The organism is Trinickia violacea, from assembly GCF_005280735.1.
GTDB classification, from domain to species: Bacteria; Pseudomonadota; Gammaproteobacteria; order Burkholderiales; family Burkholderiaceae; genus Trinickia_A; species Trinickia_A violacea.
Window position 1 is genome coordinate 952,983 of record NZ_CP040078.1, and the last position, 22,267, is coordinate 975,249.

Annotated in this window: 23 protein-coding genes; 6 read left to right on the forward strand and 17 right to left on the reverse strand. The window is 59.7% G+C overall.

What is annotated here, in order from left to right; all coding sequences use genetic code 11:
• The first annotated feature begins 161 nt into the window (after positions 1-161).
• Both FAZ95_RS26345 and FAZ95_RS26350 read left to right on the forward strand, forming a co-directional pair.
• Positions 162-1,133 (forward strand): amidohydrolase family protein, encoded by a 972-nt coding sequence (locus FAZ95_RS26345; protein ID WP_137335442.1) that lies wholly within the window; start codon positions 162-164, stop codon positions 1,131-1,133.
• 8 nt (positions 1,134-1,141) lie between these two features.
• A complete protein-coding gene (locus tag FAZ95_RS26350; protein WP_137335443.1) occupies positions 1,142-2,539 on the forward strand; it encodes an MFS transporter in 1,398 nt (465 codons plus the stop codon).
• An 83-nt stretch (positions 2,540-2,622) separates the two neighbouring features.
• On the opposite strand, the gene FAZ95_RS26355 is transcribed toward FAZ95_RS26350, so the two are convergent.
• Complete coding sequence (locus tag FAZ95_RS26355; RefSeq protein ID WP_137335444.1) at positions 2,623-3,030, reverse strand: DoxX family protein; 408 nt, start codon at positions 3,028-3,030, stop codon at positions 2,623-2,625.
• 135 nt (positions 3,031-3,165) lie between these two features.
• Between FAZ95_RS26355 and FAZ95_RS26360 the strand changes: the two genes are divergently transcribed.
• On the forward strand, positions 3,166-4,092 hold the full coding sequence (locus tag FAZ95_RS26360; protein WP_137335445.1) for a LysR family transcriptional regulator: 927 nt from the start codon (positions 3,166-3,168) through the stop codon (positions 4,090-4,092).
• 56 nt (positions 4,093-4,148) lie between these two features.
• Here the strand turns inward: FAZ95_RS26360 and FAZ95_RS26365 are convergent, their stop codons facing one another.
• From FAZ95_RS26365 to FAZ95_RS26405, 9 genes are all read right to left on the reverse strand, one after another.
• Positions 4,149-4,862, reverse strand: a complete 714-nt coding sequence (locus tag FAZ95_RS26365; RefSeq protein WP_137335446.1) for a hypothetical protein — start codon at positions 4,860-4,862, stop codon at positions 4,149-4,151.
• A gap of 686 nt (positions 4,863-5,548) precedes the next feature.
• Entirely contained in the window at positions 5,549-5,944 is a 396-nt protein-coding gene (gene csgH, locus FAZ95_RS26370; protein WP_137335447.1) for a curli-like amyloid fiber formation chaperone CsgH, read from the reverse strand.
• Positions 5,945-7,207 (reverse strand): hypothetical protein, encoded by a 1,263-nt coding sequence (locus tag FAZ95_RS26375; protein ID WP_137335448.1) that lies wholly within the window; start codon positions 7,205-7,207, stop codon positions 5,945-5,947.
• Positions 7,208-7,334: 127 nt separating this feature from the next.
• The gene (locus tag FAZ95_RS26380; RefSeq protein ID WP_137335449.1) at positions 7,335-7,880 is read right to left on the reverse strand and encodes a hypothetical protein; all 546 of its coding nucleotides are present in this window, start codon (positions 7,878-7,880) and stop codon (positions 7,335-7,337) included.
• 52 nt (positions 7,881-7,932) lie between these two features.
• Positions 7,933-8,847, reverse strand: coding sequence for a CsgG/HfaB family protein (locus tag FAZ95_RS26385; RefSeq protein ID WP_137335450.1), 915 nt, complete (start codon positions 8,845-8,847; stop codon positions 7,933-7,935).
• Positions 8,844-9,278 carry a curli assembly protein CsgF gene (locus FAZ95_RS26390; RefSeq protein WP_137335451.1) on the reverse strand — a complete coding sequence of 145 codons (435 nt, stop codon included), beginning with the start codon at positions 9,276-9,278 and terminating at the stop codon, positions 8,844-8,846. Before FAZ95_RS26390 ends, FAZ95_RS26385 begins: the two co-directional genes overlap by 4 nt.
• Before the next feature lie 10 nt (positions 9,279-9,288).
• Complete coding sequence (locus tag FAZ95_RS26395) at positions 9,289-9,843, reverse strand: curli production assembly/transport protein CsgE (protein WP_175425770.1); 555 nt, start codon at positions 9,841-9,843, stop codon at positions 9,289-9,291.
• Between the two features lie 576 nt (positions 9,844-10,419).
• Positions 10,420-10,986 (reverse strand): hypothetical protein, encoded by a 567-nt coding sequence (locus tag FAZ95_RS26400; protein WP_137335453.1) that lies wholly within the window; start codon positions 10,984-10,986, stop codon positions 10,420-10,422.
• 419 nt (positions 10,987-11,405) lie between these two features.
• Positions 11,406-11,648: a hypothetical protein gene (locus tag FAZ95_RS26405; RefSeq protein ID WP_137335454.1), complete on the reverse strand. Its 243-nt coding sequence runs from the start codon at positions 11,646-11,648 to the stop codon at positions 11,406-11,408.
• 165 nt (positions 11,649-11,813) lie between these two features.
• Between FAZ95_RS26405 and FAZ95_RS26410 the strand changes: the two genes are divergently transcribed.
• Positions 11,814-12,431: a HupE/UreJ family protein gene (locus FAZ95_RS26410; protein ID WP_254700295.1), complete on the forward strand. Its 618-nt coding sequence runs from the start codon at positions 11,814-11,816 to the stop codon at positions 12,429-12,431.
• Between the two features lie 3 nt (positions 12,432-12,434).
• Positions 12,435-13,061 carry a HupE/UreJ family protein gene (locus tag FAZ95_RS26415; RefSeq protein WP_137335455.1) on the forward strand — a complete coding sequence of 209 codons (627 nt, stop codon included), beginning with the start codon at positions 12,435-12,437 and terminating at the stop codon, positions 13,059-13,061.
• 35 nt (positions 13,062-13,096) lie between these two features.
• Here FAZ95_RS26415 and FAZ95_RS26420 read toward each other — a convergent pair whose 3' ends face one another.
• The 7 genes from FAZ95_RS26420 to FAZ95_RS26455 form a co-directional block, all read right to left on the reverse strand.
• Positions 13,097-14,230, reverse strand: a complete 1,134-nt coding sequence (locus FAZ95_RS26420) for a HupE/UreJ family protein (protein ID WP_137335456.1) — start codon at positions 14,228-14,230, stop codon at positions 13,097-13,099.
• Positions 14,227-15,357 carry a tetratricopeptide repeat protein gene (locus tag FAZ95_RS26425; protein WP_137335457.1) on the reverse strand — a complete coding sequence of 377 codons (1,131 nt, stop codon included), beginning with the start codon at positions 15,355-15,357 and terminating at the stop codon, positions 14,227-14,229. The genes FAZ95_RS26420 and FAZ95_RS26425 overlap by 4 nt, the downstream gene beginning before the upstream one ends.
• 265 nt (positions 15,358-15,622) lie before the next feature.
• Entirely contained in the window at positions 15,623-17,125 is a 1,503-nt protein-coding gene (locus FAZ95_RS26430; RefSeq protein ID WP_437437785.1) for a DUF4331 domain-containing protein, read from the reverse strand.
• A gap of 482 nt (positions 17,126-17,607) precedes the next feature.
• Entirely contained in the window at positions 17,608-17,922 is a 315-nt protein-coding gene (locus FAZ95_RS26435; RefSeq protein WP_137335458.1) for a YdhR family protein, read from the reverse strand.
• 337 nt (positions 17,923-18,259) lie between these two features.
• Complete coding sequence (locus FAZ95_RS26440; RefSeq protein WP_137335459.1) at positions 18,260-18,889, reverse strand: nucleotidyltransferase domain-containing protein; 630 nt, start codon at positions 18,887-18,889, stop codon at positions 18,260-18,262.
• A gap of 459 nt (positions 18,890-19,348) precedes the next feature.
• Positions 19,349-20,200 carry an aldo/keto reductase gene (locus tag FAZ95_RS26450; RefSeq protein ID WP_137335460.1) on the reverse strand — a complete coding sequence of 284 codons (852 nt, stop codon included), beginning with the start codon at positions 20,198-20,200 and terminating at the stop codon, positions 19,349-19,351.
• 31 nt (positions 20,201-20,231) lie between these two features.
• On the reverse strand, positions 20,232-21,215 hold the full coding sequence (locus tag FAZ95_RS26455) for an aldo/keto reductase (RefSeq protein WP_137335461.1): 984 nt from the start codon (positions 21,213-21,215) through the stop codon (positions 20,232-20,234).
• Between the two features lie 111 nt (positions 21,216-21,326).
• On the opposite strand from FAZ95_RS26455, the gene FAZ95_RS26460 reads away from it, so the two are divergent.
• On the forward strand, positions 21,327-22,259 hold the full coding sequence (locus tag FAZ95_RS26460; protein WP_137335462.1) for a LysR family transcriptional regulator: 933 nt from the start codon (positions 21,327-21,329) through the stop codon (positions 22,257-22,259).
• The last annotated feature ends 8 nt before the right edge of the window (positions 22,260-22,267 follow it).

Below are 22,267 nucleotides of genomic sequence, written 5' to 3' on the forward strand. Positions count from 1 at the left end.
CGGCGAAAACGTCCGAGGATTTCGGGTATTTGTAAGGGTATTCCCGAGTGCGCGTTTGATATCCCAGGTATACACTCCGCTGGAAATTATGTGCTTTTACAAGTAATTGAACCTGCCTCGCGTGGCGATGAGCTGCGCGCCTTTGCTACCACCTGGATATCATGAACGACAAGATTGCTCTCGAAGAACACTTCGCCATTGACCAGACCATCGCAGATTCCGAAGTGTATGCACGGCCCGAAGTCTGGGCGGGCTTGCGCGCGAATCTCCTTGATTTCGAACAGCAGCGCATCGAGCAGATGGACCAATGGGGGACGTCGTATTCGATCCTCTCGCTGAACTCGCCCGCCGTGCAGGCGATTCCTGATCCGGATCGCGCTTTCGATGTGGCGCGCCGGGCGAACGACATCCTCGCGGAGCAGATTCACCGCCATCCGACGCGCTTCGGCGGCTTCGCGGCGCTGCCCATGCAGGACCCCGAGCGTGCTGCGCGCGAACTCGAACGCTGCGTCACGCAGTTGGGTTTTCACGGCTTTCTTGTCAACGGCTTCTCGCAGGTCGGCGACGCAAACACTGTGGTCTATTACGACGATCCGCGCTTCGCCGGCTTCTGGGCCGCCGCCGCTGCACTGGGCAAGCCGTTCTATATGCATCCGCGCGATCCGCTTGCGTCGCGCGAGCCGATCTACGACGGATGTCACTGGCTGACCGGGCCGACGTGGGCCTTTGCGGCGGAAACCAGCGCGCATGCCCTGCGGTTGCTGTCGAGCGGCCTGTTCGACCGTCATCCGCAATTGCAGATGATCCTGGGCCATTTCGGTGAAGGCATTCCGTTCAACGTCTGGCGCATCGATCACATTTTGCGCAAAGGCCGCCGCGGCATGCCGTGCGAGCGCGAAATCGGGGACTATCTGCGAAGCAACGTCTACATCACGACGAGCGGCAATTTCCGCACGCCGACGCTGCTGTCGACGATGCTCGAGGTCGGCAGCGATCGCATCATGTATTCGGTCGACTATCCGTTCGAGAAACATGAAGACGCGGCGCGCTGGTTCGATCGCTGCGAGATCAGCGAACTCGACCGCCGCAAGATCGGACGCGACAACGCGCGACGTCTCTTCGGCCTGTCATGATGCGCAACATGGAGCAAGGGACGGGCGCGATAGCGGAATCGCAAACCGGAGACGCAGTGCGTTCGAGCGCCGTCGATATCGCCGCCGTCATCGACGCGCGTTCCGTCGGCCGGTATCAGGTGGCGATCATGGTGCTGCTCGCGCTGTGCGTCGTGATCGACGGCTTCGACGTGCAATCGATGGGCTTCGTCGCGCCCGCGTTGATTCGTGAGTGGCACGTATCCCGTGCCGCGATGGGGCCGGTGTTTGGCGCGAGCCTGATCGGCATGCTGCCCGGCTCGCTGCTGATGGGGCCGCTCGCGGATCGCATCGGTCGTCGCCCGGTGCTGATCGGATGCTCCGCGTTTCTCGGTGTCTGCATGCTGGCGACGGCGTTCGCGTCGTCGTTGTCGCAGTTGCTCTGGTTGCGCTTCATCACCGGCGTGGGGCTTGGCGGCATCATGGGTAACGCGATTGCGCTGGCCGGCGAATACAGTCCGATGCGCCGGCGGGCCACGCTGATGATGTGGGTCTCGTGCGGCTTCACGGGCGGCGCGGCGCTTGGCGGCGTGCTAACGGCGGTGCTGATTCCGGCGCACGGCTGGCGCTCGGTGTTCGTCGTCGGCGGCGTCGTGCCGCTCGTCATCTCGCTCGCGATGCTGTTCCTGCTTCCCGAGTCGATGCAGTTCATGGTGGCGAGCGGGCGTGGCCGCGAGCGCCTCCAGCGCGTGTTGCGCCGCCTCGCACCCGAGCTCTCGGTCAACGCCAAAACGCGTTACGTGTCGCACGAGCCACCCCATCGCGGCAGCCGCGTGACGGCGCTCTTCGCCGACGGCCGCGCGCGCGTGACGCTGCTGCAATGGGGCGTCAACTTCCTGAACCTGTTGAATCTGTTCTTTCTCGCGAACTGGCTGCCGACGATCGCCACGGACTTCGGCTACGACGTTGCCAACGCCGCGCTGATCGGCACGACGCTGCAGATCGGCGGAGTGATCGGCACGCTGGCTATGGGACCGTTGATCGACCGCTGGGGCTTTTTTCGCGTGCTGGGTCCGTGCTATCTCGTCGCGTCCGTCGCGATCGCTTCGATGGCAAGTACGGCGTCGGTGTCGCTGCTTTTGCTGCTGGTCGTGGTTGCCATCGGCGGATTCGGCATCGTCGGCGGACAGCCGGCGAACAACTCCCTTTCAGCGACGCTGTACCCCGTGACGCTGCGCGCGACGGGCGTCGGCTGGAGTCTGGGCGTCGGTCGCGCCGGATCGATCGTCGGGCCGCTCGTTGCCGGAGGACTGATGCAATTGCACTGGAACTCGCAGCAGCTCTTTTGCGCCGCAGCCATTCCCGCGCTGCTCTCGGCAGTGATGCTTTGGCTCATGTCCCGCGATCGGCTGTTTGTTCGTGGCGATCCCTCTGCGGAAGCGGCCTGACCCAATGCCTTGTCGATGACGTTCTTGTGTAGCGGGATCGAACAGAAGCGTCATCGCAGTTCACGCGTTTCTCGGCACGCGACCTAACGCCGTGCGGCTGCCGGTTGCATGATCAGCAGCAGGAAGCCGCCGACCATCGCGATGTTCTTGAAGAAGTTGTTGAGTTGCGGATTGAACTGGGCTGGGTCGGCGGCCCAGAAGCGATGCGCGATGAACGCGGTGACCAGTGTATAGACCGCAAGAATCGACGCGACTTCGCGCCTGCGCCAGCCGGAGATCAGGGCAACCGCCCCGCCGAGCTCGAGCAGGATGACAAGCGGCACCACGATGGCCGGGAACGGCAGGCCGAGCGCCGAGAAGTAGCCGGCGGTCGCCGACCACGTCAGCAGCTTGCGTATGCCGGAGATCAGGAAGAGCGCCGACATCAGCGTGCAGGCGATGCGCACTTGCGTACGATTTTCAAGGGTGATCGAGTTTGTGTTCTTGCTCATGAGGAGTGCTTGCGAGTGATGGCAGAGAGGATCGATTGACCGCCGCGAGCGCGGCGCTCGGCAGTCACTGTATCCGCTTGAATCGCGCAGAAATATGCGCTGGTGGAAGAACATCCTTCCGCGAGATGGAGAAATATGGATCGCTTCGCGCAAATGGAGTTCTTCGTGATGACGGCCGAGCTCGGCAGCCTGTCGCGTGCCGCCGATCGTCTCGGCTTGTCGAGTGCGGCCGCGAGCCGGATGCTCACTGCGCTCGAAGACCGCCTGGGTGTCAGGCTGATCGAGCGCACGACGCGGCGCTTGTGGCTGACGGAGGCGGGGCGCGACTATCACCAGCGCTGCAGCGCGCTACTCACAGGAATGGCCGAAGCAGAGACGGCGGCGAGCGAACTGTCGGGTCTTCCGCGCGGCACCTTGCGCGTGACCTGCTCGGTGTCGTTCGCGCTTCTGCACATCGTGCCGTGGTTGCACGAGTTCAGGTTGCGTTATCCCGAACTGCGCGTCGAAATCGTTGCCGCGAACCGCTACCCGAATTTCATCGAAGCCGGCATCGACGTTGCCATCCGAACACGCGAGTACGAGAGCGATTCCGGCATCACCGTGCAGCGCCTCGCGCAGACTCGCCGAGTGCTCGCCGCATCGCCCGCGTATCTTGCACGACACGGGCGCCCGGATTCGCCAGACGATCTCGCCCGCCATCAGTTGCTCGTCTATTCGTTTGCGTCGGACCCGTATGTGCTGCAACTCGAGCGAAACGGCGAGCGTCGCGAATTGCCGATCAGCGCGGCTTTCGAGTCCAACGAAGGGCAGGTGATCTGTGCGGCCGGGCGTTCCGGAATGGGCATCGTGATCCAGCCGCTCTACCTCATTCACGACGACATCGTCGCGGGGCGCCTCGCGACAGTGCTGGAGGATTGGCGGCTGCCGCCGTTGACGATCAATCTCGCGTATCAGAGCCGCAGGCACCTGCCGGCGAAGATTCGAGCGTTTGCCGACGCGATGCGGGAATACGTACGTTCGTCCAATCTGGAAGCGCGGTGGAACGCGGTCTACGGGAGCTGATCCGCTGTCGACATCCTGGACAGAATTGAAAGGGCAACCTCCGAACGCGCAAATTCTCAAGGCGGGGAGGCCGCCGCGACCGGATGAGCTTGACCCGCCGCAGCCAGCAGCGAGACAGCGGCGGGGTCGGGCAATCCGTTGGTGTCGATGGCGCCTGCTGTCGCCAGCAGGCCGAGGTCGCTGTCAACGCCGCTTTGCCCGACGACAAACGGTGTCGTCAGAAACGCCGGTGTGCTCAGCGTCACCGAATAGTGCTGCTGCAGATTCGCGACGACTGCCGATTGCGCAGCCAGTACGTCGGTCTGGTTTGCCAGCACCTGCTGGAATAGCGCGTTGCTCGGTAAGCTCGCGATCAGATTGGCCTCGCTTGTGCCGAGTTGCGAAGCGAGGTAGACGAGCATCAACTCGGTTTCAGGCGTCGTATTGAAAGTGCCGCCGGCGAATGCGAGCGAATGCAGGGTCGTGCCGCCGGAGGTGACGATGATGATGCAGGGGAGCGTGGCGTTGAACGTGGCGCTGTAGTGTCCGCCGCCGTCCGACAGGACGCCGCCCGCCCCCTGCGCACAGCTGAAGTTGACGCTTGCGCTGGCGAGTGCCTTGCCGGTGGCGGCGGTGCCGGATACGGCGACGTTCGGCAGTTCGTTTACGCTGCAGCCGCCGCCGTCGGAACTGAGACAGACGGTGCCGCCGCACGCGACGAGCGCGGCGCAGGACGCGGCGCAAAGCGTCGCCAGGGCGGGTCGGATGAACCGTGCATCGTGAGTGCTCATGGCCGCCTGCGATCGGTGGAAAGGGGCAAGGCGACCGGTTCCACGCAAGGGGACCGGTGCGATGACTTGATTTTAGGCTCGATGAGCGGAAATCGTTTGTCTCTCGAGGCACGTAGCGCCGCGCGGCGGCGCTGCTTTGCTTGCCATTACGGCACTCGTGCTTTAACTCATGCTGCCGTCGGCGGCGGGGGCTGCCGTGGGCGTGGGCAGTTCGCCCCACGCCGGAGTGGCTATGCCAAGCGATGCTCGAGGCGCGCCAGAAGCCTCGCGCGGGGACCCAAGAGGACGCGCTCTACTGGATGCGCGATCATCCCGCCGGCTCGGGCATGCGGATTTCCGAGCGCGACCACGCCGACTATTGAGAACGGGTGCTCGCGCTGGCGGATGCGGGTTTTCTAGAGAGGCGACGGGCGCTTGTCGACCCCTTCCGGTCATGCGCGAGTGGCAGATTTGCGGCGGCCAAAATTCGGGCCGAACATAGAATCCAATGCGGATTGTCGTGCTTTTGGTGCATGTAAAAACGGGTGATTGCTTCAAGATGCCACATTAATCATCGGCGTGCGGAGCCGCCTATTGGGCCAACGGGCGGGCCTGACGGTGTTGCATGAATGCTCGAATTGCCGGTCAGGCGTATCGCCTGGTTCATGGTTGTACCGCTTGACAGACGATTTCCAATCGCTGAAATTTTACTTCTTCACGCCGCAATCAAAAGTATATTGCCCCACCTGCTCGTCGTCCTCACGGAGGGTGAGATCAACTTCGCAGTTGCTCCCGGTCTGCGGAGTCACACGGACAGACGAGATGGCTTTTGGCTGTCCAGCTGACACGCTTATCGTGCCCCCTTGCGAGATGCTCGACGTTCCCGCCTTGCCGCTGTTCAGGATCTTCAAGTCATACCGGAGCCGTGCGTCGCGCTCCGACCTGACGTACGGGACGACGTAACTTGAGTTCTGATTCGTGTCCACGTCGAACCAAACGTGAAAATTGACATCAGCTATCACCACGACCTCCTTCCAGACAAAAAGGCTTCCGCCTGTCATGCGATGACGGTCGGACTCGCCGGCCGCCATCGCTGCGACCACTTAGTGCTGAGCAATGCTTGCGTAGTTTCCGGTGCCGTTCTGGCTGACCGTCGCTTTATTGGAGTTGCCCACCTGAGTCACATAAGCCTGGTTATACGTCCCATTTTGCGCAATATTCAGGCCGTCGTAGTAGCCGGCTTGATAGGTCTGGGCGTAGTTCCCGCCGCCGCTTTGGTTCACGTCCGCAGTGGAGTAAAACGCAGCTTCCTGCTCGACATAGGCACTGTTGCCGACATTTGCCGCCGTGTCGTCCTGACTGACATTAACCGTGTTCGAGCCGCCGTTCTGCTGAAGCACGCTTGCGGCGTTATTGGGGCCACCGTTATTGTTGCTGTTCTGCGTCACCTGGTCGGTGTCCGCGGTCTCAAAGTTTTGTGCGATTCCCACAGTGTTTTGCGAGCCAGTCTGGGTCACGGTGTCAATGTTTCCGATCGCGGCATATTGCGCAACTGCTGCAGCGTTTTGCACACCGGTTTGGTTAACACTCACGTTGTTGTAGCCACCGTACTGTTGCTGAAGGCTGGCGATGTTCGCAACACCGTTCTGGGTCACGTTGTCGGTGTCGGCCCCCTCATAGGTTTGAGCGACTGAGGCGCCGTTTTGCACGCCGTTCTGATAAACGGTCACGTTGTTAAACGCACCGCTCTGTTGCTGAAGGCTGGCGCTGTTCGCGACACCGCTCTGGGTCACGTTGTCGGTGTCGCCCGTCTCAGCGGTTTGAGTGACTGAGGCGCCGTTTTGCACGCCGGACTGAGAAACAGTCACGTTGTTATAGCTACCGTTCTGTTGCTGAAGGCTGGCGCTGTTCGCGACACCGTTCTGGGTCACGTTGTCGGTGTCCCGCGTCTCAGCGGTTTGAGCGACTGAGGCGCCGTTTGAGATGCCGTTCTGATAAACGGTCACCGCGTTATAGGCGCCGCCCTGTTGCTGAAGGTTTGCGCCGTTCGAGATGCCCCATTGGGTCACGCTGTCTGTGTCCGCTGTCTCATTGGTTTGAGCGACCGTGGAGCCGTTTTGCACACCGTTCTGATAAACACTCACGTTGTTGCCGTTCGTATTCGTCTGCGCAACCGAAGCGCTGTTGGCGTTGTCGTGCTGTTCAATGTACACGACGTCATTCTGGCCGCTGGTCTGGTTGACCGTAGCCAATTGCGCGGTGTCATACTGATTAATGGTGGCTTGCTCGTTATTCGACTGTGCATACGCCTGTGAATAACCGGCGGCCAACAAGCTTGCCGCGATAACAATTGCCTTCCGTTTCATGGTGGACTCCAAGAGTAAACGGGCCTAGACAGAGAACGACGCCAGCCGGCCCTGATGCTGGGCGATGCTTGCTGCACTGCCGTTGCCGGTTCGGCGAACGGCCATGCCTGAATGGGTGCTGACACTGCTAGTGCTGAACGACCGTTGCATGCATTCCGCTGCCGACCTGCTGAATGGCAATCGATTGATGCACGCCGCTCTGCCGCAATTGGACCGAGTCCCCGTTGCCCACCTGCTGAACCATTGCGGTGTTCGCCGACCCGGCCTGGGTCATCGAAGATGAATTGCCGTTGCCGAACTGATTGGCTGTCAGCGCATTGCGAGAACCTTGCTGATAGAGCGATGCCTGATTGCCGTTGCCGCTCTGGTTGAGAGCCACCGCATTTTGCAAACCGGCCTGCGTCACCGCAGCGGCGTTGTTGGCAACCGACTGGGTCGTCCACGCAGCATTCGCCACTCCGGTCTGACTGATGGTTGCCCACTGCGACATCCCGTTCTGCGTGATGCGGGCCGTTTGCCCGCCGTTGGCAAAGGCGGGCTCTTCCGGGCCCAGATCGAACGGCGGCGCGTCTCCCGCCGCGTGTCCCTGGTGCGGGAACAGCAGCGCAGCGCAAACGGCGATGCACAGGCACGGCAGACGGCGTGGCAGACCCAGTTTTGGCGGCTTACTCATATCGGTATCCTAAATAAGCTATCGTATTCATGACGCGTTCCGTACGCCCAGACTACCCGCCGCCGTTTGATGTCTTCACGGCACCTTGGGGCGATTCAGGAAGGGCAACCTGCTTCAGATACGCCGTGTCCTCGCGTGCGTAGTTCTGAATCACAGGGTTGTTCCAGTCTTTTGCATCTTTGAGATTCCACGTGCCCGCGCTTATGCCCTGGACGATCAGATGCATCACCGCTGCCTCGATGGCTTCGCGCACGCACAGCTGCTGTGGCTCGGTGTAAGTCAGGCCAGCGTCGACCTGGAGCAGATTCTGGTAGCCCACGAACTTGAACACGCCCGCCGTCAACTCGTACGAGTAAACCGTCTTGGTGGTCGACACGCTGTTGAGAATCTGGCCGTTGCGGATATCGACCGCCCTGAGTGCGATCGTGACTTGATCGACCCGATATTGCGTGGCGCCGCCAATGCCAAGGTAGTTCACGCCTAATCCACCGGTGCGCAGATTGGTGTCGTAAGCGACAATGCCGCCTTCGATGATGACGTTAGCGGGCGTCAGCGCGCCGATCGCCTCTACCGGTTTAGCCTTGTCGGCAGGTGTTTCGAGTGCCCTGACGATCTTGCGCTCCGTGAGCAGATCCTGGAGATTCTCGCGCTCGACCGGCATGAACCACCCTGATTCGCGCAGCGCATCGACCAGCATCGACGCGGCGCCCTGCGTCACCTCGGACGAAAACGAGCTGTCGGGCGACGGCTTGTATTGCCCGGTTTGATCGCGGAACCCGTATACCGCGGTCACGACCCTGCCTTTCGGAGGCGGCAATTGAAGCAGATCTCGCGTGAGTTGCGTGGTAGGCGAAAGCGTCGCGTTGTCGAACACCGGGACAGGCGCCGCGCACCCCGTCAGGCACAGCAGCGCCGCGATCGCGAGTGTTGTGGCGATGCGGCCTTTGTTGTTGTCGAAACGGCTCATTGGCCCACCTGGAAGCTAGTGCTTTGTCCGGTAGACGTGTCGGTCGTCGTCACCTGCAAAGAACCGTTGCCAAGATTCGTGACCGAGACCGTGAACTGTCCTGTCGTGATGGTTCCCGGCTGAAGGGTACCGTTCGGGCCGATGATCGATTCGGTCGCCGACGACGCGATCCGCGACAGGATCGCCTGCTCGAGTTCCGAGTTGAACTGTTGCAACGGCGTTTGCGCGCTGATGCCGTCGAGGCCGCTCGTTGCCGGCGCCGTGTGTTTATTCACCGCATTGGCCGTCGAGAGCAGAAAGGGCCCGTTATTTGGATCCCCGCCGAACGTAGGGTTGACGGGTGTGTAGATCAATCCGGTCGCGTGGCACATGCTGACTTGAAGTACGCATGCTAGTGCCACGGCACTGCTAAGCGAAGGTTGCTTTTTCATTGTGGTCTCCTCACATTTCGTCGGGGCCGAGATCCTGATCCCGGAACAAAAGCCGTTCAATATCCGTTCGCACCATGTTCTGATACGCCACGTTCGCGGCGCGCTCTGCGGCCAGCTTGATGTTGCTTCGAGTCGGCGATAGAAATGCCTCGAATAGATGCCGGTGCTCGAACTCAACCCACACAAGACTTCCCCATCTGGCGGAGGGCTTTTCGTGGATCGAGATGTTGTATCGACTCGCAAGAGGCAACTCGCGCCAGGCCGCAACGAAGTACCCGTAGAAGTTCTGGCCGATGAGCGTCACCACCTGGTCTGTAACGATGCCGGCAAGCGTTTCCTGCAGCGCGCGCTTGTCGCCAACTTCGGGAGAAGGGGGCACGCTTGCTGATCCACTGCCATTGCCGGATGGCGCGCTCGATGGCGACAACGGTGCGCCATCGACGATGTCCTTTGGCTTGATGTTCGAAGCGGAGGATGGTGTTGTCGGCTGCGTTGCCGGAGGCGTTCCCGGCGCGATCGATTGGGCGCTGGCGTGGCCCGCGAATGTACCGAGTGCCAGGCTCACTCCCATAACCAGGACGTGGCGCCGAAAACGGTAAACAAGCCACCTCGCTGGCGTCGAAGTCGGGCGCGGCCACGCCCCACGCCTTCCCGTTTTTTTTGTCATCGCGGACCCTTATACCTCGTTCTTGTTTATCGAGCGAACGTGCGTACGTTCGCAGGCGTGGGGTATGAGAGCAGAACCCGTGCCAATACAGGGTAGGTCGGTGTTTATGATGGTCGCTTGACCAATCACGCGCAGTTTCGTTTCAAACTCGCAACACTGGAGCGGGAGACAGCACCCGATGGCTCCGTTTTTCGCACGGTTGGCAAGTTAAGCGAGCATGTACAAACTCCGTGTATGGGACGGGCGAACGTGGCCTTATTTTTTTACCCAGACACACCCGATGAGCATCAGGAAAGCGGTCTTCGAATATGTCTCAAGGTCGATGCATGGCAACGAAGTGGCAAACGAGGGTCTCGATCTAAAACCGATACTCCGGTTCATATGCGACCGGCCGCTTTCGGGAAGGCAATTTGAACGCCTCTATGACCGGTATTGGCCGAACTCTGTCCCATGTGCTTGCGCACATCGGAGCAACTACTTGACTGTGCTCGTAATGTGGACCCCTTCGTTCCGCAACCATTGCACCATTTCATCGTATAGCTCGATCGTGTTCAGCCAGACATCGACCCGGTCCCCCTCCCACAGATAGAAGGTTGCAATCCCTGCTGCAAATAAATATGCGCTCATGCCACAATTAATAACACTGGAGCAACACCCAAACATCTCGTCCGCTTCGCAAGGTTCGAACAATATTCCGACCGCAGCGAATGTTGGCCGGTCAGGGGGGCATTTCGATTCCAGATCAATCAACATGGCATTTTCGAACTCCGCATACCGCGACCAGTCCGCCATTTGAAATAGGCAGGTTTTCGGTGATCGCAAGCAATTGCGAATGGCGTCAATCACGAGAGAGATTGTTCCGTCTGTCTTCGGAATGCCGAACTGTAGATACGAAGTCGCGACCAAGTCGCCTTTTCCATAAGGCGATTCAGGACAACCTTTGCTCTTCAACCATGCCGAGCATTCGGATACGTTAAGAACTCTCATGTTGTCGCGCACGTGCGCTCCAATAAGATGTTGATGCTGCGCATCGTCGACCATTTGAATGGTCGTGTCGACATACCGTATGTGGCCGCAATCAGGTGCCCTCGCGTTTGCGCTGCTTGCGTATCGAGAACGTGACCGTGAAGTCTGGGTTCACAACTACTTCGCCGGTTGATCGAAGGCGATACTCTCCGGGGGCCGCTTTCCAGGCAGCTTCTCTGCAAGAGCAACGTCCCATGGCTCCTCGTTCTCAATGTCGTCGTTCACTCATCGTCTCCAGGAGAATGGCATCCCTCATAACGCACATTGAGTCATCACTGGCTTCCATCGTGCCCCCCGGCGTAGCTTGACGGTCTCGATTCTCAGTGTCCCAAAGCATTCTCGCCTAATTACCTAGGCTTCTGATCGAACTCGGGCGAAGGCACCTGGCCGAGTTCGATCATATCCGGACAGAGGGATGGTCTCTTGTGCGACACCTAACGATGTTCCCGATCTCGCCGACCGCCACAGGCGGCCGATTTGCTGTCTGGAATCTGCGCCGCGTAGCCGGTTCGGTTGTCAACAATTTTCATCGCGAAGTCGAATGTCCCCTTGTGGCCGCTGCTGCCTATCATCGTTGGCGTGTCCGCCAGGGTCACTTTGAGATTCGATTGATTCGTGCGTGAGCGGAGGTGATGCAGCAACTCAACGCGCAACTCGGCATCGGTGCGTGTGCTCACGCAATAATGTTCGGGGTGATGTTGGCGCCTCACTGCAAGCGACCTATAGTGAAGATCGCCAGACAGGTGAAGGGAATCGCCCGACAGATGCATCCATGAGGCCGGAGTGTTGGCCTCTGTTCTGTGCGGCGTCCGGTCCCTGTCATGTGGGCCCGCGAGAAGATCATGCTGACTTTCGACATGCGACGTGCTCTCCATGGGGGGTTGATATTCGGGTGTGGGTCTCTCATTCCCGTCATCGCACTCGCGCATACGGGGCAAGGCGACATATCCGGTGGTTTAGTGGCCGGATTCAAACATCCGATTTCCGGCCTGGATCATGTTGTCGCAATGGTTGCAGTCGGATTGTGGGGGGCACAGTTGGGGAGGCCTGCGATCTGGGTGCTCCCGGTCACATTCCCGCTCATCATGGCCTTCGGCGCTGTTCTTGGCGGCCTGGGAGTCTCGATTCCGGGGATAGAGGTCGGCATCGGGCTTTCGGCACTGTTGCTTGGTGGGGCGGTGGCGCTTGCTTGGACTCCGCCTCTCTGGATTGCGGGTCTGCTGGTTGCGCTCTTTGCCATCTGCCATGGACACGCGCACGGCGCGGAACTGCCTGGATTTGCGAATCCAATGACCTATGCGATCGGGTTTGTCGCGGCCACCGGCACACTTCACGCGCTTGGCATCCTAATTGGCACTGTCAATCGCTGGAAAGCCGGCAGCTTCGCACTGAGAACTGGCGGAGCCCTCATTTCCGGCTGCGGAGTATATTTCCTCACGTACGCGATTCGAGGAGCGTGACGCATGTGTGCGTTGCAGCGCGTGGCCTGGCCAGCGGTTTGCGGTCTGATTGTGCTGATGTTTGTCGGGTCAGCCAATGCGCACGCCGTATACCAAGGCGCGGGCGATTTTTACGCCGGGATGCTGCATCCGCTGACGTCGCCGGAACATTTGTTGCCCATGCTGGCACTCGGCGTTCTCGCGGGACAGAACGGTCTGAAGCGATGCGAATTCGTGCTTTGGGCGTTTCCGGCCGCTTTGGCTGCCGGCGCGTGCATCGCCCTTGCCATTACGGATCTACACGGGATATTTCTGTTCAACATTGCCTCAGGCGTGCTGTTGGGTTCCCTCGTGGCGGCCGCTTTCAGGCTTCCGTCATGGCTGATTTTGATCCTGGCCGCCGTATTTGGCCTGAGCCACGGGTATGCAAACGGCGCAGTCATCATGGGCCAAATCCGCCCAGGCGTTTTCATAACAGGCTTAGTGTGCGCGAGTTTCATCCTGATCGCCTACACGGTTGCCGCGACATCGTTCCTACTGCGGCTACGTCCCACCTGGATTGCCATTGCTGTGCGAGTCGCGGGCAGTTGGGCCGCAGCAATCGGTCTTCTCGTGCTCAGTCTCAGTCAACGGGCTTTGCTGCTGTCCTAAAGCCGCCATCTCCACGGCCGTCGAAGTTCTCGTTTCTAGAGTGCAAGCACTGTCAGTCCGGTCGTTCGTTCATAAATCCACATTGTCGCGAAAACGGTGATGGCGGTCGATCCGCCGTATAACGTAGCTACGCGAAACCAACGACTGGAGCGATAGATGTACAGAATTGGCAATAGCAGCAGTACCAGCGTGATCTGTCCTAATTCCACACCAATATTGAAGCCGGCAAGCGCTACCGCCAAATGGAATGTGGGGAGGGCCATGCTGGCGAGCACGCTTGCGAAGCCGAAGCCGTGGATCAAGCCAAAAGCAAACGCGACCAGCCAACGGCGCGTTCGCACCAGCGGAACCATGTTGTTGACAGCGGAAAGCAGAATGGTCACGGCAATGGCGACTTCCACCCACCGCGACGGCAATGCCACGACGTGAAGCGTGGCGAGTGACAGCGTGATCGCATGCGCGGCCGTGAACGCGGTGACGAACTTCAATACATCGATCGTCACGGCCCCCGGAGAGTCGGCAGGGTGCCATCTCCCCCCCTGCAGTACACAGGCGGCCGGCAACAGCAGTGACAGGAGGAATAGGGCATGGTCGACACCCCGCCAGATGTGCCAGATGCCCTCCACGACGAAGTCGATGAAAATGCGCCCTAACCCCTTCCCGCGTGCATCCACGATCTCCGTCGGATGATCAAGACCAAGAATGGCCGTGGTCGTCGCGCCGTTGCTCACAACGTGCACGAGGCCTTTGTGCAGCGTGTCCAGGTCGGCAAATAAACGATAGTCGATCCCGAGCCGAGTCGGTCGAACTGGACAGTCCGCCTTGAATTCCAGAACCGCATACGCGCCGTCGCTATGGCGGTCGATCAGCATGTCGCCCGGATGAATCACGCACGCTCGCCCGTCACCCGTAATCTTGATCCGCGTGAAAGCGTACGACTTGATGTCCGCCTCGCGGATCCGAACCTCGCCCCACGTTAGCGCGCCGTCCCCGTCGGCATCGAGAACGAGCGGGTTATCCAGGTCGCGAAGCGCGATATCCCATCGGCCGGTAATCGTTTTGTCGCCGACGATTAGCGTCAAGTAACTGTCACTGGGCTTGTGCGCGTCCACTGCGGCGGCCCAGCACAGCATGAGGAGAGCAAGCCACGCGGACGCATACCGTTTCATGCGGATGAGACGCTGCGCGTCGCCTGCAGCGCGAGGTCGGCCTCAAGGAAAAAGCTTGCCAGCCGCGCTTCGAGTCTCATCAAAGCCGGCGTGCGCAATCGTGCGGTCTTCAGCCATATCATCGCGGGCGCGGCACGGGCAGGCTGTCGGGCGGCGATCGCGGCCTCCATCAAAATCCGGCAATCCGCTACCTCCTTTTGCACCTGCCAATTGGCCTCGGCCAGGTTGAGCGCTTTTTCCGGGTCGTTAAGTAGTTTCAGATTAAAAATGGCTTCCTCGCGCATGTGCACGCGATCACCCCGCTCGGCAGACGCCGCGAATCGGCTGCCCAAGTCATCGACATGACGCGCCAAATCGGCATTCAGCCCTGCCTGTTTCTCTGCGAGCGCTAGACGAAGGAGCAGGTTGTCGTTGCGGATGTCGCCCGCCAAGAGGGCGAGGACCTCCCTTGGCCGATTCTGGTCGAGCAGAAAGTCAGCCCACGCCGCTCTCAGGTACGCGTCGCGCGGATTGGCGGCGAGTGCGTTGCGAAAGAACTTTTCGGCATCCGTCTGCCTGCCCGTCCAGACCGCGGTTTCGGCTTGACTTACCAGCAGCCACGGGTAGAGCGAATCCTTCGGCGCTATCTGCGCGGCGAGACGTTGCAGAAGGAGATAAGCCTGGTCGGCCATGCCGCTGACCGACGCTACATTGGCGAGGCATATCCCGGCGATGACGGTATTCGTCAATATGAGCCGACCGCAACTCTGCTTGGCCTCCAAATAGTGGCCTTGAACTTGGAGGATACTCGCACGTATCAGCCAGGCGTCCGGATTGTCGGGCTGGGCGCGAATTGAGTGTTCGAGATCGTCGAGCGCGCTCGCGAAGAGATGATTGCTTTGCCGAACGCGGGCGCGCAACACCAATGCGCGCGGCGGCGGGTTTGGCTGTCGCAGCCACGGTTCGATTGCGGCCTCGGCCTGCCCCAGGTCGCGCGGGTCTTGATCGCGCCGAAAGCGCTCCAAGTGGCGCTTCGCGAGTTCGGCCGCAAGGTCGAAACTGTGGCCGTCCGCGGCCAGTGCTGCCTGCAGGCTCGCGATGGTCGAATTAAGCGCATCGTGCGCACGGGGCGGGAGCGTTTCGAGCACCTGTGAGTCCTCTTGCGGCCGTACCGGGGCGGCGTCCGCCAAGGCACCCGCGAACCCGGCGAAGAGACATGCTCCGCACAGTACGCGTTGCACGCGGGTAACCCTTCCAGCGACCGGGGTTCGGTTCAAACGATAGGCTCGCTGCACCTTGGGGGTGCTTGATATTATTCGGGCCACGTCGGCTCTTGCGAACGGAAAGTCGCCAAGTTCAACGCCGATGCACTGTGATCCGGTGCAACTCATACTGATTGCGCTAACCCGATCATCAATTGGTCGCACCAGGGATCGGCGTCGTCAGATAAGGAAATGAATTATCGAATACGCTGTCGTCGATTGCTGCGCCGTCTGTCAGCGGCGCCGCTCCGGCTGGCGCGTCGGCCGGCGAGCAGCCAAAGATTTTCGGATTGTTGAATGTGCACAGGACGCCTATCACCACCCTGAGTGACGCCGTGACGACGTCGTCCCCGGGTCGCCGTCCGTTTGGGAAGCCCGCGTTGTCTCCAACCAGGACGCCCAGATTCCTCTGACTGCCTTTGGGTGTGGGCGGAATAGACGTATTCAAGCGCAACATTTCAGACGCTGTGACCGTACTTAGCTGGTTGAGCCCCTGAAATCCTGTGAGGAACGTAAAAACCAGATCGACGCGCGGAAAGTTTGTCGGCGCTTTCGCCGCGGGGAACAGGCTCTCGATCAGTGCTGGAAGTGTGGGATTCGTCACATATTCGGCAAACTGCGCGTCGTTCGCGGGCGTCGAATTGTTGAATTTGTCCTTGTCCTTCAGACCAATCACGAGTTCGTTGACCAGTGGCATCCCGAGTCGGGAAACTTGTATCCACCCCCCCTCTGATTTTTCTGGCGTGCTGTTTGCGCTACCTGGATTTAAAGCAAGCAGCTTCTCCTGGCGAACGCTTGACGTCGTCCAGCCTCCAATGACCGGGGAGCCGCTCCCGCCCATCAGACATGCGGTCGGCACTTCGAGCGCGATAGACGTGATGTTCTTGTCGGCCAAATCATTCGAATTACCGTTTCGTGGCCCAAGCGGATTGAGGTTGAGCAAGTCGAACGTCTTGCCGAGCGCCACCGCAAACGACTCCTTTCGCTGGCCCACAAAAACGCGCCCCGGAGATCCGCACCCGGGAATGTTGATCGTGTAAATATATTGCCGCGCGTAGCGGGCGTAATCGCTAGCGCTGCCGAACGTCTTGGTCCCTATGAAGTCCGTTGGTTTGGTGAACGTTGTAATACCGCCCGGGCCTGTGACCGCTTCCCCAGAATGGTCGTGACCGGTGCCACGCAATACGTTAAGCGTGTACGTTTCGTTGACGTTCAGCTTCGATGAATCGCCCGCCGACACCGGGCCCGCCTGAACAAGAGGAATCGGCACCTGCTTGCCGCCGACATTCAGCGCGATATTGCCCACCGTATTCTTGAAACGAAACTGAAACGTGAGATGCGCTCTGGCATCGCCGACGTTGTCGATATGAATTTCGTACAGTGCGTCAGGGTCGAGGGCGAAGTAATTCGGGCCGCCGTACGCATCCTCCAAAGGCGAGTAGTTGGCGATCAACGTCACATAGCCGCGTCGGTTCGGTTCATAGCTATTGAACATGTAGAAGTCGGTGCCATCTACCTTCGGCATCGTCGTAATCAGCGGCGCTTCACGATGGCTCGACGCATAAGCACCGCCCACGGCGGCGTACAAAAGTACTGCTGCCGTGAGTACCTGCATTGATGCGAAGTAGACCGGCCGATCCTTCGAAGTGAGCATGGCAACTCCTCAAAGATACGACGCCGCCAGCAGACTGCTCGGGATGAGTCTCTTTCTCTGTATAGACGTCTTCCCATGAAAAGGCGGACAAAACCAATGCGGGATTTTCCACTAGCCGCCGGTATCACCTGCGAGATCGATATGAGCTTCGCTTCGGCGGCAGGTACGTCGGCCGCAAAGTTCGCATGGAGCTGGACCTGGTCGAGATACGGGTAACCGTCTACGGTTGCCTTGATCGCCAGCGGCATTTTTTTGTCAGATCCATCTGACTTTCGCCGGCATCGGGTGGAATACAACGGACATCGCCCGTCGTCGGCGATCGTCGCAATGCGGCCGCGTTCGACTAGACCATCCGTTACGAACAAGTCTCCTTGCGGTGTGCTAAATCTCGCGTCGTGGCCCCCGTGGGTCGTCGGGGTTTGCGGTGCCTGGATACGAATGACTATCCAGGTGCACTCCGCATGGCCGGTCCCCGACGCCGTTCAGTCGAGTCCGCCCGCCTGGCCGCTCGCCTTGTCGGTCAGTGCCACGGTCTCGAAATAGCTGATTGTCGGCTCTGTGCCGTAGCGGGCGCGGATTCCGGCGAGCCATTCGCCGGAATAGAAGCGTTCGGCGGACTCCTGGCTTTCCCACATGTAGACGCCGCCCGCGACCTTGCCGTCACGGGCACAGATGAACTGCTTGCGTAGGAAGCCCGGAATCCTGAGGAAATCCGGTGCAATCTTCGTGAAGTGGACGCGGCACTCCTCGAGGCCAATGCCGGGCGGCAGGTCGTAGAGGACGATGGCTGTAATCATACGTGTCTCCTTGGGTCGAGGGGGCCGGGACTTGCGGAAAGCCCAGGTACTCACGGTCGCGCGACCAAGATACGCGTCCCGTACGTTCGGACTCGTGGTCAGCAAGCAGGCGGCCAACGCGCCATCGAAACTTTAGTGAAGCAGGTGTTCCAGCTGAAGCCTCAAATCGCAATACGGTTGAACGTGAGGATGAACAACCTGAGAGCCACCTCGTGCTACCGAAAGTGCGGCTTTGTTGACATCGCCACCGGTGTAAAGACAAATCAAGACGGCGAGATCGTCAACTTCTTAACAATGGAACTCCGCCCTCGCGTCCAGTGACCTAAGGGAGGCGTTGTTAAAAGACCGCATACAGTTCAAATGTCGCCGCGACCGCTTCTTCGATCGCTTCGAGGCTCGCCTCGGGTCTGAGCGCGCTTTTGAATACCTCGCAGTGTTTCTCGCTCACGCCTTCCATGGCACGAAGGGCTTGCTTTGGGCCCAAATACCACTGACCACGCACGGCGAAGTAATCTTCAAGCAGCGAGAACAACAGCCAATGACGTCGGTAGTCGCCTTCGGTATCGCCTTTTCCGGCCCGCCTTAGCATCTTCTCTGCCCAAGCCCTCCGAATCGCAATTTCACTTTCGGATAGCTGTTCTGGCCCAGCATGAAATCGAGCACTCACTTCCGTAAGCACTTGATCTCCGAATGCGTCTCGCTGGAACAGGACTCGGCCCCCATGAATCCGAATCCAGTCAGGTTCAGCCTCGTCATTTGTGGCGTGAATGAACATATCGAGGTACAGGCCGTTCCACAGCGATGCGACGCGCTGACGACCTCCAGCATCGCGAAACGCAATCACGTCGATGTCACTCGTCGCGTCCCAATCGTCGCGTGCGCGCGAACCGTAAAGAATCGCAGTATGGCAATCGTAGGTTCTATGAAGCTCGGCAGACAGGTTTATCAACACGTCGTTATCGAGCATCAGTCGCCTCGACCGCGTTTGATACGGTTGTTAGCGGGCAGACGCCTATAGCGGCCTGCAGCGGGAAGTGTGGTGCGCGGCTCGGGGCGAGCGAGCGAAGATGGGGGTGCGCTTGCACCCGTGGCCATTGATCAAATCCGTTGTCCGTGCATATACAGCCGCACCTATGAGGGCGGTGGTGGCAAAGGCGATGCATCGGAAAATGGATTTACATCGGAACGTTTCGGTCCAGCTGCTGGGATTTTGCGCATCCTAAGTCAGAACAAACGCGACACGCAAGTTGATCTTTTAATATCTAACGCTCACCCGTAACTTTCGATCGGGTCCTGCTGTAATGCGAAGAAGCAAAGGAGTCTACGAAGGATGCCAAGTGCCAGTGCGGGAAGCTCTCCGTGAATTTACCCGGCCCGAGCTTATCGGTTGTCGCTTGTCATTGCAGCGACTGCCTCGGTTGAGGTCTCACCCCTCCAGTTTCCTCTCACTCATCCATTTGACGATTCCCGGATCTTGATGCGAGAAGAAGCTGCTTTCCCGTGTATCCAATCCGGCAATCAGAGCGAAATCCGACTCGTCGAGCTGAAAGTCAAAAACGTCTAGGTTCTCAACCATTCTTTCCTTGCGCACAGACTTCGCCAGGGCGACGATCCCGCGCTGAACCAGCCAGCGCAGAACCACCTGGCCGACGGATTTCCCGTGCTTCACGGCGATTTGCTGCAGGATGTCGTTATGGAAGAGATTGTTCTTGCCCTCGGCAAAGGGCGCCCACGCCACGCACTGAACGCCGATGCTCTTCATGAAATCGGCGCTTTCGACCTGCTGATGAAACGGGTTGACTTCCACCTGATTGACGGCTGGCGCAATTTCATTGAACGCCTTGATGTCCATTAGGCGATCAGGGTAGAAGTTGCTCACGCCAATCGCACGGACCTTGCCTTGGCGAAGGGCATTTTCCATCGCGCGCCAAGCGCCATGTACATCGTTGTAGGGCTGATGGATCAGGTAGAGGTCGACATAGTCGAGCTGCAGGCGGCGCAGTGAAGTGTCGATCGCTTGCTGAGTGCGCTCGTAGCCAGCGTCTTGCACCCAGAGCTTGGTGGTAACGAAGAGCGCGTCCCTCGCGACGCCGCTCTTCTTGATGCCTTTGCCGACCGCCTCTTCGTTCATATAAGACGCGGCAGTGTCGATGTGGCGGTAGCCGGCGTCGATCGCGTCGATCACGCACCGCTCGCATTCGTCGCTGTCGCGTATCTGGAAGACGCCGAAGCCGAGGACAGGCATTTCGATGCCATTGTTGAGCGTCACGTGTTGCATATCTATTTCCTGTCTCTTGGATTGCTCGGCACTAGCGGTCAACGCGTTGCTGAATGTGGGCCGGATAGCGCTCTCCGACTATCTGGATGTCGCGCAAGGCTGATTCGATCGCCGTCAGATCGTCCGCGGACAGCTCCACGGCTGCGGCCCCCACGTTCTCTTTCAACCGGTGCAGCTTCGTGGTGCCCGGTATCGGCACGATCCACTGCTTTTGCGCGAGCAGCCACGCGAGTGCGATCTGCGCTCGCGTTACGCTTTTTGCGTCCGCGATTTGTCCGAGCACGTCGACGAGCGCCGCATTCGCCTTGCGATTCTCTTCGGAAAAGCGAGGCACGACGTTACGAAAATCGTTCGAGGCGAACTCGGTGCTTGCGTTGATCGCGCCGGTCAGGAAGCCCTTGCCCAATGGACTGAAAGGAACGAAGCCGATACCGAGCTCTTCGAGCGTCGGGAGCACCGACTGCTCCGGCTCGCGCCACCACAACGAGTATTCGCTTTGCAGCGCAGCGACCGGCTGTACCGCATGAGCACGACGAATCGTCTGCGCGCCGGCCTCCGACAAACCGAAGTGTTTGACCTTGCCTTCCCGGATGAGGTCTTTCACGGTTCCCGCAACTTCTTCGATCGGAACGTTCGGATCGACGCGATGTTGATAGAACAGATCGATACGATCGGTTTTGAGGCGCTTCAACGACGCTTCGGCGACCGCCCGGATGCGTTCGGGGCGGCTGTCGACGGGCTTCTTCGAATCGCCGTCCTGAAAGCCGAACTTCGTCGCGATCACGATCTGATCACGAAACGGGGCGACCGCTTCGCCCACCAGTTCCTCGTTGACGAACGGACCGTAGCACTCGGCCGTGTCGAAGAACGTGACGCCCGCTTCGAACGCCGACCGGATGAGGGTGATGCCGTCGACTCTTTCGACAGCGGGGCCGTACCCGAAGCTGAGGCCCATGCAACCCAGACCGATCGCTGAAACCTCGAGTCCACTGTTACCCAGCTTGCGCTTTTGCATTGCTCTATCTCCGTCGGATTGCCTGTGGCATTGGGAGAATCAAGCTTAGTCTGCTGCGACAGGTTCAACAATCGGTCTACAATTTCATAAGCTTATGAACATTGCTCAACTATGAAGAAAGCTGGCCTCTCGGAATTGACGGTATTCGTGGAGATTGCCCACCAGCGCAGCTTCAGTGCAGCCGCGCGCAATCTCGATGTGTCTCCGTCAGCGCTCAGTCATGCCATGCGCGCATTCGAAGCGCGCCTCGGGGTGCGGCTCTTCAACCGGACGACCCGCTCGGTCGCGCTCACCGAAGCGGGAGAGCGCTTGCTACGGCGTGTCGGTCCCGCCATCGCCGACCTGCAGGACGCCGTGAGTGAAGCGGCTTCCTCACGCGATCGTCCGTCGGGGGTGATTCGCATCAGCGCGTCGGAATCGGCGGCAAAGCTGCTCGTGCGCAACGTCTTGCCCAGCTTCCTGACGCGGTACACCGACATTCATGTCGAGATCGTCGTCGATACGCGCTTGGTCGATATCGTCGCTGATGGGTTCGATGCGGGCATCCGCGTATTGCAGGACGTTCCACGCGACATGATCGCTGTGCGCTTCGGAGGCGACATGCGCTTCATGGCCGTAGCATCGCCCGGCTATCTGCAGCAGCATCCCGCACCACAGGCGCCGCATGATCTCGGGCAACACCGATGCATTCGATTTCGCTTCGAGAGCGGCGCGCTGTATCGATGGGATCTCGAACGTCGCGGAAAGAGTGCAAGCCTCGACGTGGATGGCCCAATGACGCTTGGCAACGTCAATCTAATGATTGAAGCCGCGCTCAATGGGATAGGCGTCGCGTGGGTTCCGGATTATCTTGCGGCCGAGCACGTGGCGTCGGGGCGACTCGTCCACTTGCTCGCGGACTGGAGTCCGTCGATTCCCGGGCTCTGCCTCTATTACCCCGCGAATCGCCATCCCCCGACTGCACTGCAACTCTTCGCAACTGCAGTTCGCGAATGGGCCGAATGCAACATGAAAGACAGCGCCCCAAGGCTTAGGCCACGATGATTGTGGAC

Coding starts and splice junctions, on each gene's coding strand:
- FAZ95_RS26345 (WP_137335442.1), top strand. CDS start 162: ATGAACGACAAGATTGCTCTCGAAGAACACTTCGCCATTGACCAGACC.
- FAZ95_RS26350 (WP_137335443.1), top strand. CDS start 1,142: ATGGAGCAAGGGACGGGCGCGATAGCGGAATCGCAAACCGGAGACGCA.
- FAZ95_RS26355 (WP_137335444.1), bottom strand. CDS start 3,030: ATGAGCAAGAACACAAACTCGATCACCCTTGAAAATCGTACGCAAGTG.
- FAZ95_RS26360 (WP_137335445.1), top strand. CDS start 3,166: ATGGATCGCTTCGCGCAAATGGAGTTCTTCGTGATGACGGCCGAGCTC.
- FAZ95_RS26365 (WP_137335446.1), bottom strand. CDS start 4,862: ATGAGCACTCACGATGCACGGTTCATCCGACCCGCCCTGGCGACGCTT.
- FAZ95_RS26375 (WP_137335448.1), bottom strand. CDS start 7,207: ATGAAACGGAAGGCAATTGTTATCGCGGCAAGCTTGTTGGCCGCCGGT.
- FAZ95_RS26380 (WP_137335449.1), bottom strand. CDS start 7,880: ATGAGTAAGCCGCCAAAACTGGGTCTGCCACGCCGTCTGCCGTGCCTG.
- FAZ95_RS26385 (WP_137335450.1), bottom strand. CDS start 8,847: ATGAGCCGTTTCGACAACAACAAAGGCCGCATCGCCACAACACTCGCG.
- FAZ95_RS26390 (WP_137335451.1), bottom strand. CDS start 9,278: ATGAAAAAGCAACCTTCGCTTAGCAGTGCCGTGGCACTAGCATGCGTA.
- FAZ95_RS26400 (WP_137335453.1), bottom strand. CDS start 10,986: ATGGTCGACGATGCGCAGCATCAACATCTTATTGGAGCGCACGTGCGC.
- FAZ95_RS26410 (WP_254700295.1), top strand. CDS start 11,814: ATGCTGACTTTCGACATGCGACGTGCTCTCCATGGGGGGTTGATATTC.
- FAZ95_RS26415 (WP_137335455.1), top strand. CDS start 12,435: ATGTGTGCGTTGCAGCGCGTGGCCTGGCCAGCGGTTTGCGGTCTGATT.
- FAZ95_RS26420 (WP_137335456.1), bottom strand. CDS start 14,230: ATGAAACGGTATGCGTCCGCGTGGCTTGCTCTCCTCATGCTGTGCTGG.
- FAZ95_RS26430 (WP_437437785.1), bottom strand. CDS start 17,125: ATGCTCACTTCGAAGGATCGGCCGGTCTACTTCGCATCAATGCAGGTA.
- FAZ95_RS26435 (WP_137335458.1), bottom strand. CDS start 17,922: ATGATTACAGCCATCGTCCTCTACGACCTGCCGCCCGGCATTGGCCTC.
- FAZ95_RS26440 (WP_137335459.1), bottom strand. CDS start 18,889: ATGCTCGATAACGACGTGTTGATAAACCTGTCTGCCGAGCTTCATAGA.
- FAZ95_RS26450 (WP_137335460.1), bottom strand. CDS start 20,200: ATGCAACACGTGACGCTCAACAATGGCATCGAAATGCCTGTCCTCGGC.
- FAZ95_RS26455 (WP_137335461.1), bottom strand. CDS start 21,215: ATGCAAAAGCGCAAGCTGGGTAACAGTGGACTCGAGGTTTCAGCGATC.
- FAZ95_RS26460 (WP_137335462.1), top strand. CDS start 21,327: ATGAAGAAAGCTGGCCTCTCGGAATTGACGGTATTCGTGGAGATTGCC.